Source organism: Nocardia sp. FDAARGOS_372, assembly GCF_002554515.1.
GTDB classification, from domain to species: Bacteria; Actinomycetota; Actinomycetes; order Mycobacteriales; family Mycobacteriaceae; genus Nocardia; species Nocardia farcinica.
This window is the reverse complement of the sequence record NZ_PDDW01000001.1, coordinates 2,286,261-2,303,766: the sequence shown is the minus strand read 5'-3', so window position 1 is coordinate 2,303,766 and position 17,506 is coordinate 2,286,261. Positions and strand designations below refer to the sequence as shown.

General features: G+C 66.8%; 16 protein-coding genes. 7 read left to right on the top strand and 9 right to left on the bottom strand.

Features of this window, described 5'->3' with window-relative positions:
- The first annotated feature begins 70 nt into the window (after positions 1-70).
- Together CRM89_RS11075 and CRM89_RS30930 are read left to right on the top strand one after the other, a co-directional pair.
- Positions 71-1,236 (top strand): IS3 family transposase gene (locus tag CRM89_RS11075; protein WP_371391985.1). Its coding sequence is split into 2 segments (ribosomal slippage): positions 71-353 and positions 353-1,236, totalling 1,167 coding nucleotides; the frame shifts between segments, so codons are not numbered across the junction.
- A gap of 105 nt (positions 1,237-1,341) precedes the next feature.
- Positions 1,342-1,488 (top strand): hypothetical protein, encoded by a 147-nt coding sequence (locus tag CRM89_RS30930; RefSeq protein WP_172964496.1) that lies wholly within the window; start codon positions 1,342-1,344, stop codon positions 1,486-1,488.
- 378 nt (positions 1,489-1,866) lie between these two features.
- On the opposite strand, the gene cas6 is transcribed toward CRM89_RS30930, so the two are convergent.
- The 7 genes from cas6 to CRM89_RS11040 all read right to left on the bottom strand — a co-directional run bounded on the left by cas6 (position 1,867) and on the right by CRM89_RS11040 (position 9,882).
- On the bottom strand, positions 1,867-2,577 hold the full coding sequence (gene cas6 / locus CRM89_RS11070; protein WP_098083949.1) for a CRISPR system precrRNA processing endoribonuclease RAMP protein Cas6: 711 nt from the start codon (positions 2,575-2,577) through the stop codon (positions 1,867-1,869).
- Complete coding sequence (locus tag CRM89_RS11065) at positions 2,577-3,023, bottom strand: hypothetical protein (protein WP_098083948.1); 447 nt, start codon at positions 3,021-3,023, stop codon at positions 2,577-2,579. Before CRM89_RS11065 ends, cas6 begins: the two co-directional genes overlap by 1 nt.
- The gene (locus CRM89_RS11060; protein WP_172964495.1) at positions 3,020-4,291 is read right to left on the bottom strand and encodes an RAMP superfamily CRISPR-associated protein; all 1,272 of its coding nucleotides are present in this window, start codon (positions 4,289-4,291) and stop codon (positions 3,020-3,022) included. The genes CRM89_RS11065 and CRM89_RS11060 overlap by 4 nt, the downstream gene beginning before the upstream one ends.
- Positions 4,288-5,868 carry a type III-B CRISPR module-associated Cmr3 family protein gene (locus tag CRM89_RS11055; protein ID WP_098083946.1) on the bottom strand — a complete coding sequence of 527 codons (1,581 nt, stop codon included), beginning with the start codon at positions 5,866-5,868 and terminating at the stop codon, positions 4,288-4,290. Before CRM89_RS11055 ends, CRM89_RS11060 begins: the two co-directional genes overlap by 4 nt.
- Positions 5,865-6,413, bottom strand: a complete 549-nt coding sequence (locus CRM89_RS11050) for an RAMP superfamily protein (protein ID WP_098086951.1) — start codon at positions 6,411-6,413, stop codon at positions 5,865-5,867. Before CRM89_RS11050 ends, CRM89_RS11055 begins: the two co-directional genes overlap by 4 nt.
- Positions 6,410-7,423: a hypothetical protein gene (locus CRM89_RS32260; protein ID WP_371392057.1), complete on the bottom strand. Its 1,014-nt coding sequence runs from the start codon at positions 7,421-7,423 to the stop codon at positions 6,410-6,412. Before CRM89_RS32260 ends, CRM89_RS11050 begins: the two co-directional genes overlap by 4 nt.
- Positions 7,424-7,839: 416 nt before the next feature.
- Positions 7,840-9,882 (bottom strand): RAMP superfamily CRISPR-associated protein, encoded by a 2,043-nt coding sequence (locus CRM89_RS11040; protein WP_098083944.1) that lies wholly within the window; start codon positions 9,880-9,882, stop codon positions 7,840-7,842.
- A 58-nt stretch (positions 9,883-9,940) separates the two neighbouring features.
- On the opposite strand from CRM89_RS11040, the gene CRM89_RS11035 reads away from it, so the two are divergent.
- The 5 genes from CRM89_RS11035 to cas2 all read left to right on the top strand — a co-directional run bounded on the left by CRM89_RS11035 (position 9,941) and on the right by cas2 (position 14,349).
- Positions 9,941-10,981, top strand: coding sequence for a hypothetical protein (locus CRM89_RS11035; protein WP_098083943.1), 1,041 nt, complete (start codon positions 9,941-9,943; stop codon positions 10,979-10,981).
- A complete protein-coding gene (locus tag CRM89_RS11030; RefSeq protein WP_098083942.1) occupies positions 10,978-11,340 on the top strand; it encodes a hypothetical protein in 363 nt (120 codons plus the stop codon). Before CRM89_RS11035 ends, CRM89_RS11030 begins: the two co-directional genes overlap by 4 nt.
- Before the next feature lie 489 nt (positions 11,341-11,829).
- Positions 11,830-12,408, top strand: a complete 579-nt coding sequence (locus CRM89_RS31675; RefSeq protein WP_127516173.1) for a hypothetical protein — start codon at positions 11,830-11,832, stop codon at positions 12,406-12,408.
- Positions 12,326-13,741 carry a CRISPR-associated endonuclease Cas1 gene (gene cas1, locus CRM89_RS11025; RefSeq protein ID WP_228803197.1) on the top strand — a complete coding sequence of 472 codons (1,416 nt, stop codon included), beginning with the start codon at positions 12,326-12,328 and terminating at the stop codon, positions 13,739-13,741. The genes CRM89_RS31675 and cas1 overlap by 83 nt, the downstream gene beginning before the upstream one ends.
- Positions 13,742-13,743: 2 nt before the next feature.
- On the top strand, positions 13,744-14,349 hold the full coding sequence (gene cas2 / locus CRM89_RS11020) for a CRISPR-associated endonuclease Cas2 (protein ID WP_172964494.1): 606 nt from the start codon (positions 13,744-13,746) through the stop codon (positions 14,347-14,349).
- 777 nt (positions 14,350-15,126) lie between these two features.
- On the opposite strand, the gene CRM89_RS11015 is transcribed toward cas2, so the two are convergent.
- Positions 15,127-16,155: a site-specific integrase gene (locus CRM89_RS11015; protein WP_098083939.1), complete on the bottom strand. Its 1,029-nt coding sequence runs from the start codon at positions 16,153-16,155 to the stop codon at positions 15,127-15,129.
- The gene (locus tag CRM89_RS30395) at positions 16,152-16,358 is read right to left on the bottom strand and encodes a hypothetical protein (RefSeq protein WP_127516169.1); all 207 of its coding nucleotides are present in this window, start codon (positions 16,356-16,358) and stop codon (positions 16,152-16,154) included. Before CRM89_RS30395 ends, CRM89_RS11015 begins: the two co-directional genes overlap by 4 nt.
- Positions 16,359-17,506: the final 1,148 nt, after the last annotated feature.

Here is a 17,506-nt window from a genome sequence, read left to right as displayed (position 1 = left end):
AACGGGGCTGCTGCAGGGATAGGTGTCATCGATCTGGCTTGCCGGGAGGCGGGCCTGGAAGGATGTCATCGTGCCCAAGCCCTATCCCCGCGAGTTCCGTGACGACGTCGTCCGCGTTGCCCGCAACCGCGACGAAGGGGTGACCCTGGACCAGATCGCCGCCGACTTCGGGATCCATCCGATGACCTTGTCGAAATGGATGCGCCAAGCTGATGTCGACGAGGGCGTGAAGCCGGGAGCAACGACCTCGGAGTCGGCTGAGTTGCGGGAACTGCGGCGCCGTAACCGGCTGCTCGAGCAGGAGAACGAGGTCCTGCGCCGGGCCGCTGCCTATCTGTCCCAGGCTCAGCTGCCGGGAAAAAGATCTACCCGCTCGTGAAAGAGCTCGCCGCCGACGGGATACCCGTCGTGGTGACGTGCCGGGTGCTCAAGCTCGCTCGCCAGCCCTACTATCGGTGGCTGGCGAGCCCGGTCACCGCCGCGGAACTCGCCGAGGCCTACCGGGCGAACGCCCTGTTCGACGCTCACCGCGACGACCCGGAATTCGGCTATCGGTTCCTCGCCGACGAAGCCGGTGCCGCGGGTGAGCCGATGGCCGGTCGGACAGCGTGGCGGATCTGCTCGGCGAACCGGTGGTGGAGTGCGTTCGGCAAACCCCGCCGCGGCTCGGGAAAACGGCCAGGACCACCGGTCCACGACGACCGAGTCCACCGGGACTTCACCGCTGATCGCCCGAATCGGTTGTGGCTGGCCGATATCAGCGAGCATCGGACGGGTGAGGGAAAGCTCTATATCTGCGCGGTCAAGGACGTGTTCTCCGGTCGGATCGTCGGCTATTCGATCGACTCCCGGATGACCTCGCGGCTGGCGGTGACCGCTCTGCGCAACGCGGTCGCTCGCCGCGGTGAGGTGGCTGGCTGCGTGGTCCACACCGACCGAGGGTCGCAATTCCGTTCGCGGCGCTTCGTGCACACGCTGAACAGGTTTCGCATGGTGGGCTCGATGGGCCGGGTCGGCGCCGCGGGTGACAACGCGGCGATGGAGAGCTTCTTCAGCCTGCTGCAACGCAACGTCTTGGACCGGCGCGGCTGGGGCACCCGTGAACAGCTCCGGATCGCGATCGTGGTCTGGATCGAGCGCACCTACCACCGGCGGCGGCGCCAGGACCGGCTCGGCCGGTTGACCCCGATCGAGTACGAAGCGATCATGACCCCGGCAGCCCGACAGGCTGCCTAACCACTGTCACCTGTTCGTGCACCAGCCCCGCCCCGTACACAGAACGCGATCAGCCGAGTCCTCAACCGACACGGTCTGCCCACCCTCGCCGCCCGCAACACGGCGATGATCGAAACCGCCGGTCACCTACCGGCCATCGTGATCAGCGACCTGTTCGGCATCCACGTCACCACCGCACACCAATGGGCAGAACTGGCCCAAGCCAGCTGGGCCGGATACCTCGCCGCCGCCGAAGACGAACCCGGCGATTGATTCGCGGGTCGACCACCGACCTCCGGTCGGGCTGTGCGTAGCGAGCGGTCTACGCCGGCCAGAGCTTCAAGCTTGACGTGTTTCTATGCCCTGTCGGTCGGGCTGTGCGTAGCGAGAACGCTGGCCTTTGTGGCCGTGTACACGTTCGTGAGCAGTTTCTATGCCCTGTCGGTCGGGCTGTGCGTAGCGAGGGCTAGCGATTTTCGGTGGCTGTGATCTGCGTGAATGTAGCATTTTGCGAGCACCTCGTCACGGCGGGTGTTGGTTCGATCTTGATCGTGCCGGATAGGGTGTGTGCAGCGGCTGTGAGCTGCGGTGATGTGGTTGCGAGCACCGGGGCGTTTTTCGGGGTTTCGTGCGAGCGCTGTACGGGTGGGTTCACAGAGGTGTGGTTCGGGTGATGCGGCAGGTTCCGTATCCGTGGGTGGTTTGGGCGCCGATGCCGGTGATGGTGGCGTAGGTGGTGAGGGTGGCGAGGGTGTGGTGGGTGTGGGTGGGGGCTTTGGCGGGTAGGGCGAGGGTGAGGGTGCCGAGGAAGCCGGTTTGGTGTTTGGTGTAGGTGGTTCGGGCGCGGACGGTGTGGCCGTCGAAGTCGGTGAGGTGGATGTGGCCGGTGAGGTCGCGGGCGTGGTCGTCGGGGATGTGGGTTGTGCTGGGGGTGTGGTGGTTCCAGCGGGTGATGAGGTTGCGCAGGATGAGCACCGGGTCGGGGAGTGGGTGGTCTCTTCCGTTGCGGGAGAAGTACATCGGGCTGGTGATGTCGAACTCGACGGCGCGTACGGGGGCGGGGGTGGTGGCGAGTTGGAGGTAGGTGTGGTGGGTGTGGTGGTGGTCGAGGATGGTGCAGTCGGTGCCGCCGAAGGTGATGGTGGTGGGCAGCGTTGGGGGTGGGGTGTCGGGGAGCCAGCCGAGTCGCCAGTGGCTGCCGTGGGGCGTGCCGACCAGTGGGGTGGTGGAGAAGTGTTTGATCTGGGCTGTGTGGTCGCTGTCGGGTTGTTCGAGCAGCGCGCAGGCCGCGCCGTGCAGGCGGGCGGGGTAGATGTCGAGGTGGGCCGGGATGTCGAGGAGTAGTTCGATGAGTGCGGGCATCAGGTGGTGGGGTGGGTGTCGGTGGTGCCGTAGAAGGTCGCGGTGTTGGCGCGCAGCGGGGTGAGCGCGATCATGCGGTAGGTGGTGAGGATGTCGGTGGGGGTGAGGGTGCGTTGGGCGATCTCACCCGCGCCGGGTGGCCAGTGCAGGATCGGGTGGATGGTGGTGCTGGGGAGTCGTTCGGGGTCGGGTCGCCAGGCGGTGCCGGTGGGGGTGGTGTCGTGGGTGAGGGCGGCGGCCCACCAGTGTGGATGGTCGACGCGCACACGTAGCCAGCAGCCGGTGGTCCACGCCCACAGGTGGGTGGTGTGCGGCGGGGTGTCGGGCAGGGCTTCGGTGATGTGGAATCCGAGGGTGTCTGCCCAGGCCGCGTGCATGGCGGTGGTGGTGAGGTGAGGCCAGTCGCCGAGGGGGCGGGGGCCGGTGGCGTGCAGGGTCCAGGTCATGAGATTTCCGCCGAGCTGGGTGCGGGCAGGTGGGTGAGGTCGGGTGGTTCGGTGGGGGTGTGGTCGGTTCGGGTGACGGTGCCGTATCCGGCGGTGGTGCGTGCGCCGAGGCCGATCAGGCCGTCGTGCAGGTCGGCGACGGCGGCGTCGAGCAGCATCCGATCGAAGGTGTCGATGTCGGTGAGTGGTTCGATGACGAGGTCGAATTCGCCGGCGGTGAGGACGTCGTGGGTGAACAGGAGTTGGTCGTGCGCGCCGCCGGTGAATCGGTCGATGGCGACGTGTTGGCGTTGTTCGCGGATCGGGTCGCGCACGATGGCGTCGTGCACGGCGATCCGGGCGCGGGCGGGTGGCAGGTCGGGGCCGGGGGAGCCATGGCCGAACAGCAGGCACGGGCGGCACGCGCCGCAGGGGTCGGTGTCGCAGGCGGGAGCGTCCAGGACGCGGCAGATGTATTCGATCCTGGATCGCAGCACACCTTTGAGTGTGGTACCGGGGATCAGGTAGTCGTCTCCGCTGCGGACGATTTCGGCGATCTCTTGCTCCTTGTCACCGACCCGGGTGGTTCCGGTGCCGATGTGCAGGGCGGTCGTGATGCGCAGCGTCCGCGTGGTGTACGGGGTGGGGTCGACGGTGAACGCGGTGGGGGCGGGGTAGTCGTCGGGTCCGGTGATCGCCAGCCACGCGGTGAGTCCGTCGGTGGTGTGCAGGTCGTAGGTGCGGTGGGCGAGTCCGGTGGGCCGGGCGCGGCCCGCGCCGACCGAGGCGCCCGCGCCGAGGATCGGTTTCCAGTGGCGCAGGGCGTCGAGCAGGGCGGTCAGTTCGATGTCGGCGGCGTCGTCCCACCGTAGGTGGATATCGAACTCGGTTCCGGGAGCGAGTGTTTCGGTGCTGTGCAGGGTGTGGTTACGGGCGGCGGCGCGGGTGCGGTCGATGGCCGTGCGTCCACGAACACCGGGAGGGCCGTTGGGGCGGGTGCGGGTGCCGAGGACCTGGATTGGTGAGGCGGTTCGCACCTTCGCGCCGGGAGCGGGACCGAACGCGCCCGCGAGTTCGCCGATGTGGGCGCAGTGGGCGCGGAGACTGCCCGCGACGGTCGAGCCGGGCAGGTGGACGCGCCCGGCGGGATCACGCCGCAGGGGACGGGTATTGCGGGTGCGGGACTCACCTGTGGGGTTGGTGGTGACGTCGATGCGCTGTTCTTCGGGCGCTGTCACGCCGCCGGAGGTGTCGAGTCGCAGGCGTACGGTGATGAGGGTCGATTTCACGGTTCCTCGATCCGGTCGAGTATCGCCTGGAGCAGGGCAGGGTCGGATTGGCCGAGTAGTTCGGCGAACGCGGTGGTCTGGGCGGGGGTGGCGACCTTGGCGATCTTGTCGAGCAGTCGTTGGTCGGCGGCCGCGTCCGGTGGCGATGTGCTGATGCGGTGCGTCAGATGCGCGCGAAGTTTCGGCCATCCGACGAAAGTTGTGATGGCGCGGACACGTTCGGCCGATTCCGCCGGCGAGATATCGGCCCGGGCGGTTGCCTGGTTCGGATGCCTCACGGCGCCGGGCGGATTCGTGCCCTTGGTCGCACCGGGATCGTGAAGGTGGTCGCTGGTCGCTGGTGTGGGTGTCGCGCTCCTCGTCGCCGCATATTCGGCCCTGTCGGGGGCGGCCGGTGCTCGTGCCGCGTCGGTGGCGGGGGTAGGGCGCTGTTCGCGGGCGATCCGCGAATCGACGGGCGCTGTTCTGGGAAGAGTCGGCTCGGTGTGGTCGGCGGGACGAGGCACCGGCACCACGTTGGGGATTGGTGCTCTGTCGGTCGAGACGGCCGGATCCGACCTCGCCGCGTCTCGAGACGCGAGACCGTTGGCGTCGGCGGCGCGAGGCGGAAAGACGTAGAGCGCGCCGAATCCCTCGCGGCGACGTGCGCCGATTCCGTTCGTGCGCAGCATGTCCAGGCGTTCGGAGGCTGGTGTCGCGGACAGGGCCACGAGGTAGGTGGATCCGGCCGCGACGGCGCGTTCAACCGGTTTGGGTAGTCCGCTCGCGGCATGCCATCCGCCGATCTCGGTCCACCGGGTCCAGTGCTCGACCACTTCGGCGGGGCAGCCGAGTAGCGCGCTCAGATGCGCGGGGGAGGGCCGGTCGGTGGGGAAGCCGTAGTCGTCGAAGAAGACCGCAGGCGCGGCCGAACGCAGGATCAGGTGACCGTCGGCGCGGATCTCCAACGGTTCGGGGCGGGCGGCCGGGTCGATGGTGATGCGGGCTGCGCCGCGGGTGCTGCGCCCACCACCGAGTTTCAGACGTGTGAGTGGGGATCGCTCGTGGTAGAGGGCGGCTACGGCATCGCCGCTGACCCACCCCGACAACCTGGTTCCCGCTGCGAGAGCGACGGTTTCGAACAACTTCTCGTCCTCGGCGACACCGTATTCGTCGAGGGCGGCGCGCACGCGGGTGACGCGGGCGACCTCACCGGTCGGTTCGCCTTTGCTGTCACGCAGTTCCTGTCCGCAGTCGGCGCACGTTTCGTCGGTCGCACCGTATGCCCGGTCCCACCACACCTGCCGACAACCTGGTTCGGGTCGGTATTTGTGGACGCGCGTCGACAACGGCAGCGGCAGCGTTTCCTGAGCGTGCAGCGGACCGAAAACGCCGTTCCCTTCGAAGATCTCGGCGAAACGCGGGTCGTTGTCGGCGGGTTTGCCGTGTGCGCGGATCCAGGCCGCCGCGCACGCGCCGCGCAGCACACTGCCGGGAATGTGGTCGTGGGTGTCGGTGCGGAAATCGCCGCGTGATCCGGTGCCGAGGGCGGCGGGTTGGTCCAGGATCGCGGTGACCAGGGCTCGTCGGTGCGTCATGCCGGGGTCTCCGTGGTGAGGAACGCGCGGATCCGCTCGGGCGTCGGTGGATGGTTGAGGCAGGCGATGTGCACCCATCCGGTGCCACGGCAGCGTCCCGCGCCGAGGGACCGGGTCGCGGTCGCGGCGATGGTGAGCACCCCGATATGGGCGTCGAGTTCCGGGACGGGCAGATCGGCAAGCGCTGTGACGGTGAATATCGCCGCAGGAGTGTGGACCTGCTCGGCGAGGGCGACCATATCGTGGGCGGCGACATGGTCGACCACCTGGATGCGTGCCGCCCGCTGCGGTGCGGTCCACACGGTCTCGGTTCTCGCGCCGCTCCACTCCCACGCACTCTCGCGCCGGGGTGAACCGAACACCGCCTCGATCAGACGATGATCGGTCCCGAGCAGCCGGGTCGCGGTGGCACGCACCACGCCCTTGAGGCTGGTCGCGGGCAGCGGATCGGTCGGATCGACCGCGGCATCGACACCCGGTCCCGCCCGACCGGTCGACACCCGGATCGGTGCGTCGAAGCTGATGCGGAAACGCAGTTCGGTCATGCCCGCCACCACCGCACCATGTCCAAGGCGTCGGCCAAACCGATACCGGCCTCGCTCCGGTTGCGCTCGGGCAGGAAAGGAGCCGCTGTCGCCCGCAGCCCCATCCGCCGCAGCTGGATGTCCAGATCTGCGGTCGAGGCGTCGGGTTCGCGGAGCAGCCAGGACAATTCCTGACGTTGGGAGGCCGGCAGCGCCGCGAGTCCGGCGAGCGCATCGCCGTTCTCTCGCAGTGCCGCCGCGGGGACCGGGGGCCGGGTACTCGGTTGGTCGCCCTCGTGGGTGACGCTCTGCCAGCACACCACCGCGCGGCCCGGCGCCGCGACCTTGGCGCGGCGCAGCAGATCGGCGGCGAGGTCGATCACCGTGCTGAACGGGAACGACTCGTGATGCACGACCACACCCGCCGACAGTGTCGGCGCGCTGATCCGGTCTCGCACTCCCACGGCTGAACCCGCCACCACCTCCGAATTCACGGCCTCGCCGGCACCCACGGGCACCGACGCCACGACCTGCGCCAATAGCTCCCCGACCGTCGCCGTGAACGCCTCCGTCATGGCGGCGGTGAAATCCCACATACCGTGCGCGGGCACACTGACCACGATGTCGTCGCCGCCGACCAGATGCGCGATCACCGGCACACTCGACTGCCCGGTGTCGATGGCAGCCACACCCGCGACGACCGCCGCCCACGTCGCGTCATGGATCACCGCGGGCAGTTGCGGCAGCAGCGTCGGGGCGCTTGCCGCGATCGATTTGATGAACCGGCCGAGCGCGTTGGCGTCGGCGTAGATCAAGGCGATGTGGGTGTTGTCCCGTGCGCGGCCGAGTCCAAGTCGTGCCAACGCCTCGAAGTTGTCGGGCACCGGGCGTTGGTCGTCGAGTCGGGCGATGAGGTCGCGTTCCGGGCCGGGGATCGCCTTGGGTGACTGCGCGGACCCCGCGTGTGATCGCCGTGAACGGCAGTCGACGCACAACGCGACCGGCTCGGAATCGGCGTCACCGCCACTCATTTCGGTCGCGGAATATCTCCGGCACCACGCGCAGGGACGGCCCAACGGCCACTCCGCTGTCGCGGCGGGCCAATCCACCGTCGATTCCGGGACACGACTGCCATAACTTGGGCCGCTGGAACGGATCACCCGCAGTGTCGCGGTCGGCATTGCGGTGCGCAGGTGCGCCAGGATCCTCTGTTCCACGACGGCGACGGCGCCGCTGTTCTCAGCGACGATCAGCGATACGACCCCGTCGATAAACCCCTGTTCGGTGTTGATCCCGACCGAATCGCCGTGCCCGGCCAGCAGTGCGCGAATGCGGTCGGGTTCGGTGGCGAGGCGGATCATGCTCGACGCGCCGCGGCGGCCCTTCAACGTCGCGGCCTGGGCGAGCCATCGCTGGATCTGCACCACACTGATATCCAGATAAAAAGTCAACGCCGATCTACCCCCCGTTTGTTGCGACGTAACGGTTGATGCGAGGTCTCGAAGACGATGTCCAGAGCCTGATTCGGCGCGTCCACCGCGGGCAACGGCTGTAGTGGGTACCCCTTGCGGGTCGCGGTCTGGTCGGGCAGTTCGAGCCCGGAGGTCTGCTGCCAATACGGGAATCCCCGATCCCGGTTCTTGCTCTTGTTGTCGGTGTCGCCCGGCGGGTACCACACCAACTTCGCGGGCACGCGATCCAATTCGAGTGCCGCGCTCAGCAGCGGCCAGGTCTCCTCGCGCACGACGGCCGTCTCGCTGTGCTCGGCGAACAGGTCGGCCAGGCGTTGCAGCGCCGGTTCATCCAGGGGCGAGGCAGGCGTGCCGGTGTAACGGGCGCGGGCGGTGGTGACCCAACTGCCCGCCGAGTCGAGCGTGATCCGGGACGATCCGTAGCCCAGCGGTTTGCCCCCGCCGATGTGGATCAGCGCCTTCTCGCCGAGCGCTCGATGAGGTTGCAGGGCGACGATCAACGATCCCAACGCTAACTCGTCGAGATCGGTGAAAGTGATGGTGGCGGTGAACCGCGATTTGATCGCGTAGACCCGCGCCGAGGTGATCATGGCGTTGTCGTCGTGGTGGGCGCGCGCTTGGCCCCGCGTGGGCAGCAGTCCGTTGGGAACGGTTGTATGCCAATAGAACTTCCGTCCCCGCAACCGGCGTGGCTGTTTGCCCTTGTCGGCTTGTGATCCCCATTCGCGCAGGGCGGGAACCCCACCGTCACCGGCCCACCCGGCCGTTTCCAAGTAGTGCTGTCCCGCGCCGGGACGCGGCGCCGACATCGGCGGTAGCCTCACCTCGCGCACCGTCACCGACGCGGCGGCGACAGCGTCATCGAAGCGCACATGTCCGCGATAGGACCGCTGCCGCGCCTCACCGTCCTCACCGGGTTCCCCGCGCGTATCCGCGGAGCCGAACAACCGGCACGACGGACACAGGTCATCCGGATCCTCACAGGGCGCGAATCCGGGCGGAATCCGTTGCCCGGCCGCGGACTTCCCATGGGTCCGCCACACCATCGCCAACTGGACCAGCTCGACTCGCGTGCCGTCGGCGGACAGCCGCACCCACAGCGGCTGCCCTTCGATCACGCTGCGCCGCACCAGATGACGCGAACCGACCACGACTCTGCGCTCGCGCGCCCCCTGAGGTTTGTAGGTGTGGGCCACCTCGGTGAACCGCTGATCGGCCCCGACCTCACGCAGCCGCGCGGTCCGCAGATCATCGGCGCCTTCCACCAATTCCATAAAACGGTCCCACGCCGCCTGGTCGATCTCGATCGTTTCCTCTGTCAGTCGCCGTACCTGCGCCCGATACGGCCTCGATGCCTGCCGCGTCCCCGCATCGCTGAGGAAAACCACCCAGTCCCCGGCCGGGTCCGTCCGCACCGACGCCACCTCCCCGTCCTCGGCCCACACGATGTGCAGCCTGTCGCCGGACCGCAATCCGCCATCGCGATGCAGAGCGACGAGATCGTCCTGGTCGAGCCGATACCCGTCGGGGTTCTTCGGCTCGCACAACCGCAGCGTAGGCGCGGGTTGCGGCTGCCCCGGTTCCAGTTCCGGCGCGTGCGCGACCACCGCCAACCGCAGCCGCCCGACCTGTTCCGCGTCGGCGTTCTGCCGATACTGCGGAACGAAGTCGGAATCGAAAACCCGCAGACAACTCCCCGTCAGCGCCTCGTGCAGCGACCGGACCGCTCCGTGCAGCGACGAACCCGGAATGATCGACTCACGTCCACCCGCGCCATCGGGACGGCTCGGCGGCCGGGGGTCCTCGACGGTGCCGAAACCTCGGATCAACAACGGAGTACGCGCCTCCACCGTGACCAGCAACCGACCCGACAACAAGCTCGCGGCATCGCGCCCAGAATGTCCGTTCGGAGCCCGCCGCACCGGTACGGAGGGTGAAAACGGAACGAACGTATACGGATTGACGAACTGCTCGGCGATGGCGACCTCCCGTATCGTGCCGACGAGCACCGGACCCACAGCGTAACCTCATACACCGACCGAAGAGGTTTCAACGATCACGATCCGGGGAACATCGATGCTCCTACGACTGACCAGTATTCGCGGACACGTCGTCCAATGGTGGTGGCAACCCAACCGGAGACGCCTGGCGACAGCCAATTTCGCCGTTGTCGCCGTCGCGACCCTGCTCGCCGGCACCGCCGCCCTCCTCGTCGAAGACAGCCTGCCGAAACCCGGCGACGGGTTCGTTTTCGTCCCGGAGCGCTGGATCACCGCATTGCTGCTGTTGGTCCTGCTTGGGGTGACGGTGCGGTTGCGCGGGCATACCCATCGCAGTGGCGGCACTCTCTACTACGTCCACGCCCTCGCCGAAGGAATGAGCGACCGCCGTCGCGACGCGCTCGGCGAGGCCGCCGACCACCACATGGCGTGGCGGACCATCACCCGCTGGGTCGACCTGACCGACAACACCAACGCCGACGGCGTCATCGATATCCACCGCGTCGCCACCGATATCGGCGCGACCCTCGAGAACCTGATCAACAACGACAACCCTGACACCGGCTACACCGTCGCCCCCAACATGCTGTGGCCCATCGCCTTGGCCGTCGGTGCCTACCTGCCCCCGATCCCGCGCACCCGCCTCCTCGAACTCAACCCCCCGAACCGACCCAACACCACCATCACCCTCGACGGTGCACCCACGATCACGCTCACCGACAAGATCACCACCCTGGCAGCGCCCACCGGTCACCGCACCGGCATCGTGCTCGCATTCACCGGCGCCGCAGCCCATTTCGACACCAACCAACTCGTCTCCCACGGCGTCGCCACCGTGCACACCTTCACCGCCCCCGACAGCGCGTCACCGTTGACCGCCGCCCAGATCGCCGCCCTCCCGCGAGCGATCGCCGACGCTCTGCGTCCACACCTCACCGAGGGCACCGAACGGGTCATCGTCGCGTTCATCCCGAAAACTGTCGCCCTCGCTCTCGGCTGGGAACTCGCCCGCCCCGATATCCGCTTCTTCACCGGCACCCACCTGCTCCACCACGACGACAAAACCGACACCTACCAGCCGATGCGCGTCCATGCCTCCCAACCGGCCACGCCATGACCCACCTCATCAACCTTACCTTCCACCCCATCGACCTCTACGACACCGAAGACCGCCGCATCGCCCACTTCCCCTCGACAACGCAGCCGGCCCGCGTCCGTGAACACCACACCCCCGCCCCGCCGTTGACCCACCACGGCATCACCATCCCCCTCGCCCGCGTCACCTACCGCGACACCGCCGAAAACCTCCCCGACCCAACCCCCGACACCCATCTCATCGTCTCCCGCATCATCGCCTTAGCCCACCCCCAACGCACCGACCTCGTCTTCCCACTCGACGAAGTCACAGACACCCGAGGCCAGATCATCGGATGCCGAGGATTCGGCACCGCGAACACCAACACTGAACCCCCATGACCCCCACCTGTACAGCGCTCGCACGAAACCTTGAAAAACGCCTCGGTGCTCGCAACCACATCACCGCAGCTCACAGCCGCTGCAGACCCCGTATCCGGCACGATCAAGATCGAACCAACGCCCGCCGTGACGAGGTGCTCGCAAAGTGGTACATTCACGCAGGTCACAGCCACCGAAAATTGGTAGCCCTCGCTACGCACAGCCCGACCGATAGGGCATAGAAACGGTCGTCGCTTGACGGCATACGGTTCTGCCGCTTCTCGCTACGCACAGCCCGACCGACAGGGCATAGAAACTGGAGATCGGCGTGGTACGCCTGCGAACCGGTATGGCTCGCTACGCACAGCCCGACCGACAGGGCATTGGGAACGCCATGACGCCCTGTACCGCGGGTGGTCCCGGCGGTGTGCGATCTCGGCCCCGGATGCCGGAATAGCGGTGTGCTGGCAGAATGTCGCGGAGTGGTTGCCGGGGCGGTCATCGGATTCCGTGATCCCGATCGTCGCGGTGAACTCCTGGATGGGGCGAATCATGGGCATTCTCTACGCGAGGGCATTCACCCAGCAAGCGTTGCTGGACGCTTGGGAGATCGTGCGGGACAACGCGTTGGCGGATGGGCGTTTCGATCCGGCGGTGGAGCGTTTCGAGGCGGACGCGGCTCGGCGGATCGCCGATATCGCTGCTGAATTGGCGGCGGGGGAGTGGAATCCGGGTGCGTTGTTCCGGGTCGAGATCCCGAAAACCTCTGGTGGAGTGCGCAGGTTGAGTGTGCCGCGTCTCGAGGATCGTGTGGTCGAGCGGGCGTTGCTGGCGGTGTTGGATCCGGTGATCGATCCGCGCCTGTTGCCGTGGAGTTTCGCGTATCGGAAGGGGCTCGGTACGAAGGACGCGGTCGCCGAGCTCGTGTCCGCGCGTGACGGTGGTGCGGATTGGTGCGCGCGGCGACATCGTGGAGTGTTTCGATCGCATTCCCCGTTGGGAGGTGATGCGCCGGTTGCGGGAATTGGTGGACGACGAGCGGGTGGTGCATCTGGTCGGGCTGCTGCTGAACCGTCGCGTGCCGGATGAGCGTGCCACGCCGGCGGATCGTGGTCGGGGACTGCATCAGGGCAGTATGCTGGCCCCGCTGTTGAGCAATCTGTACCTGGATGTGTTCGACCGCGCGATGATGACGGCCGGTTGGCGAATCATCCGCTACGGTGACGATTTCGCGATTCCGGTGTCCGATCGCCGCGACGGTGAACCAGCGTTGCAGTCGGCGGCCACCGAGTTGTCGGATATCCGTTTGGAACTCAACGCGGGCAAATGTCGGGTGCTGTCGTTCGAGGAGGGGGTGGACTTCCTCGGCCAGACCGTGACGGCCTCGACGCTCGCGGCGGCGGAGATGCTGTCACATCCGCTCGAGACGGTCGTGTACGTCGAACGGCAGGGTGCTGTGGTGCGTACGCGTGGTGACCGGTTGGTGGTCACCGACGGGGAGGAATCGTTGCTGCGGTTGTCGTTGCGGCGCGTGCGGCAAGTCGTCGGGTTCGGCGCGGTCGGATTCACGACACCGTTCCTGCGCAAGGCGGTCGACACCGGAATAGACGTGGTGCTGCTCAGCGAGAATGGCACCCTCGGTGGCAGGTTGAGTAGCCCTTTGACCTCCGATCCGACGGCCCGCCGCGCCCAATATCGGCTCGCCGACGACGAACGGCAGTGCCGCGTGCTGGCCGCGGCGTTCGTCGCGGGCAAGATCGACAATCTCCGAGTGTCGTTGCTGCGGGCCGCGCGTCGGGTCGACGACCCCGGCACCGCGGCCGCCGCGGACCGGCTCACCGAATCGGCGGACGCGCTCGGCGCCGCTGACACACTGTCACAGGTATTGGGTATCGAGGGCAGCACCGCCCGTGACTACTTCCAGTCGGTGGCGCGTCTGTCGGACCCGCTGTGGGGATTCACCGGCCGTGCCCGCCGTCCACCACCGGATCCGATCAACGCGATGCTGTCCTACGGCTACACCCTGCCGTGTCATGAGGCCATGGCCGCGCTCGAAGCCGCCGGCCTCGACCCGATGGTCGGGTTCCTACATCAACACCGTTGGGGTCGAACGGGATTGGCGTTGGACCTGATAGAGGAGTTCCGCCCCATGACCGTGGACGTGGCGGTGTTGCGCTGCGTCGCCACCGCACAGTTGCGACCTGAACAGTTCAGCACCGAACCCGACACCGGCTGCCGCATGGGTGACGATGCCAAACACACCTTCCTCGCCGCCTACGAACGCCGCATGCTCACCCTGATCACCCACCGCGCCCTCGGGCGCCGTGTCAGGCTCCGCGTCGCCCTGCATCTGCAAGCCAAAGCCCTCGCCCGCCACCTCGTTGCCCCCGCCGAGCCGTATACCGCGCTGCGCTGGAAATGACCATGATCGTGCTCGTCACCTACGACATCACCGACGACCGACGCCGCGAGGACGTCGCCGTCCTGCTGTCTGGCTACGGTCCCCGCGTCCAACTGTCGGTCTTCGAATGCGAATGCCGCGACAGCGACGAACTCCGTGACCTACGCGCACGGCTCCGCGACATCATCGACCCCCTCGAGGACCAGATCTCGCTGGCGGGCCGGAGCTCACAGCAAGCTACCCGGCTGATCACCGAGGCCAACGCCGAGTGGGCCCGCCGCCAAGGTCGGGAGGTCGAGTTCGAAGTGCCGGCGATGATAACGCGGCCGGTGCACGGGCGACGGGAGGTCCGGCGCCGTCTTGACATCGTCTGCGATCGCGGTGAAGACCTTCCCCTGATCGTCATCGAGGTCGACAGGGGGAACAAGAGGTGGTCGCTTCAGAAGCTGGTCGCCGAGGCCGAGGCCGGGAACTTGGCGATCTGGGTTCGATGGAAGGGACGACACCCCATCGACGTCCCCGAGCAGGTGGGTTTGGTAGACACAATGCACACGATCTCCTGCGCTACAGCGACCGATCGATCATGGATCGGCGGACCGACACCACCCGACGAGACGAACGCGGCCTGATCAACAGTCGGCGCAAGCCCTCCCCGCCGTCGTCAGTCTCGCGCGGATTCGGGTTTGCTCGTGCTTCGGGGTGGAGCTCTCCTTGCTGATTGGGTGATGTGAGTGAGAGGCCGTCGCACCGTCACTCTGGGGTAGGAGTGCTGTCCTGGCAAACGCGCTGGCGAGTCGCAGTCGGTACTCGCCGCCGTAACGGCGGCGAAACAGATGGCGCTGACGGGTGGGCGGCGCGGACCCTTCGCATGGGTTGGATTGCGCGACCGTTGTCGAACACTCCGTTGAACGGACATCTAGATCGTTCGCAGTCCGGCCGTGCGATCAGCCAGGCGACACGAGGCGCAACTCCGAAATCCTCATGATGGGCGCTACACGTATCGCCCCGGTGGTCATGTGTGGCGGCTGGGGCGTCTGCCGTTGAGTGGGATAGACACTGAAGGCGCTGGGATTCGGACAACCACACGAGCAGATCGACTTCGAAGCCGGAAGCAAGGTCATATGTTGCTATAGGAATCAAACTCTGTATTCAGAGGATCATCGCCGCGGACTTGCGGCCTCAGCGGGGCGAAGTGATCGTCTTCGGTACGCTGCGGAGCCGGGCCCTGTTCATCGGCGAGCGGGATGGTACGCACAGACCGGATCGCGCTGCGACCAGCCGCGGGATGGTGACTTCATGAGTGGGCCACTGCGCGGTGACCGCTGCAGACCCATCCCTGCGTCATCGCGTGCTTCACTGCCACGGCTTCGATTCGACGCACCGGTCGAAATCGCTTTGGCGTCGGGTCATTGCCTGTCGGTGTTTCGCGCGAGGGGGTGCGGTTCGCCGGTCAGTGTTGCCACTGCCTGGGCGAGTTCGGGGATCGAGGCGGTGACGTAGGTGAAGGTTGCCACGGCGTGGGTGGGGCGGTCGCTGTGTCCGGCGAAGGCGCGGGCGATGCCCATGCCGAATTCTCGTTCGACCCAGGTGAGGGTTGTGTGACGGATCCAGTGGGCGCTGACGCCCAGGGCTGCTGCCCAGGGTAGATGGTCGCGCAGGCGGGTGGTGAGGGTGTCGTAGCGGCGGCGTCCGAGTGGGTGTCCGGTGCGGTAGCGCAGTACGTGGTGGGTTGTCTCGGTGCCGCCGCGTTCTGCGGCGTGTTCGATGAGTCGTCGCATGAGTGTCGGGGAAATGGGATGCCAGCGCATCGTGGTGCCTTTTTCTCGGAGTTTGATCAAACAGTCGGGCACGTTCAGGTCCGGCAGGGTCAGGCCCAGCACTGCTGCTCGCCGGCATGCGGTCTCGATGTGCAGGCGCACGATGAGGGCGTCCAGGGCGGGGTCGTCGCCGGTGGTGGCGGCGATGTGGGCTAGTTCGAGGATTTGTTCGATGGTGAGTGCGTGGCGTTTGCCGGGCAGGGGAGCGGGGCGGGGGACGGCGGCGGCGGGGTTGTCGCGAGGGGCGATGAGTCGGTCGCGTTCGGCGTGGGAGTAGAGGCAGCGGAACGCGGAGATGAAGTGTGCGATTGCGGCGTGACCGTCTCGGGAGTTCGCCCGGATCACCAGGTGTTCGCGGTGCTGGTGGACGAGCTGGCCGATTTCTGTCGAAGTTGGCTGGTCGATGCGCCGGTGGGGCCAGTGGTGTTCGATGAGGCGCCAGTAGGTGTTGTAGTTGGCGGCGGTGGTCGGGGCGACCGCGGCGCGGACCACCGGGATGTATTCGCTGAACGTCGGTGTGGTCTTCTGGTGGTGGATGTGCTCGGTGAGGTCGGCGATCGTGAGCCCTAGCCGGGTGATCAGATCCAGGGCGGCCGTGATGTCGTCGGTTCTCGTCATCGGTCCCACAGGAGTTTTCGGTGTCGATAGAGTGCGGTGGCGACCACGGGCATCGGATAGACCAGCAGTTGTTCGCGGTCCAGTGCCGCGACGAGCAGCACTCGATCGTGTGCTCGCAGGTGACAGGCGTGGCGGACGTCGATGGGCAGGTGCAGGTGCCCAGACGGTCCGATGGTGTGGGGGCCGCGTTCGGTGGCGGTCACCAGCGCGACGTGATGGTTGGTGTGTATGTCGAGTTGGTGACCGGGCCCCCAGCGTAGTGCCCGTAGCGCTGATCGTTCCCCGAGGTGACCCCGAGTATCCAGAACCGTTGTCGCGCAGTGCATGGAGCCGATCGGAACATCGTACATCGACGGCGGATACTCGAACGGGAGACCGCCGAATGAAGAATCGGGACTGCGCCTCGAAAAGTAGAGCCGCTGCTTTCCTGCGGACACCGGTACCTCACGGTTCGCCGAATGTTGTCGAGACGCCCGACGGGACGGGGAATCGAGATCTCGGAAACCGAGATGGGTGGATTGGTGGCTGTGACCAGAGCGCCGCTGGAAGGCGACTGTTCTCTGGCTGGCGGCCTCGCCGCAGCGAGTTCGGGTCAGTTCGTCGGGTGTGGCCGGCATGGCTTGCACTGTGTGGATCAATCGGCGAAGCCGGCTTGACCAGATCGCCCGTGCTCAGCAGAGACCGGAGCGAGAACGTGATGGGCATAGACCGTTGCCTCCGTGTGAGTAATGGTCGGCGGGCCGCTTTCCTCACCGATACGGCACTGGAGAGGGGGTGGACCGGCCTCCCCCAAGCAATCATGGTGGTTACCCGCGACGCAATGCCTGCTGCCTGCACAAAGCGTGCGTGCTCGTGTGCCCAGGGGACCGTTTGCGCCATTTCCTTTGAATCAGCAACGCAGGCCGATGCCCATTACTCTCGGTGAGTTGCACAAAATGTGCTCCTTTTGATTCCGTGCATGGGAGGGTGGAGTCGTGGAGCTTGCGTCCACTGTTCTACCTCGCGGCACGGTACCGCTGTCTTGGGAGTTAGCGAGGGCAAGTTTCTATCGGCGGTCACAGTTACCTGGAGATCCTCCTAGTAGTGCGTGCAGCCAGCGCCTCACGCGCCGGGTTGTCCGTCCACGGGGTGCCTCGGACGCCTCGAGGGTGGGATCTGGGGAATTCGAGTGACCGCTTTGTGCAATGCGATTCGATTGACAGCGGGACAGTGACCAAGAATGCTGAGGTTGTTCCGCAGGGGCGGCCGAGCTCGAGAAACGGATACCGGCCCAACCGATGTGGAATTCCCGGTAATCGGGTAGGTAATGGTGAGCGTCATCGACGCCGCGAACCGCGCTGCCGCACTCGGT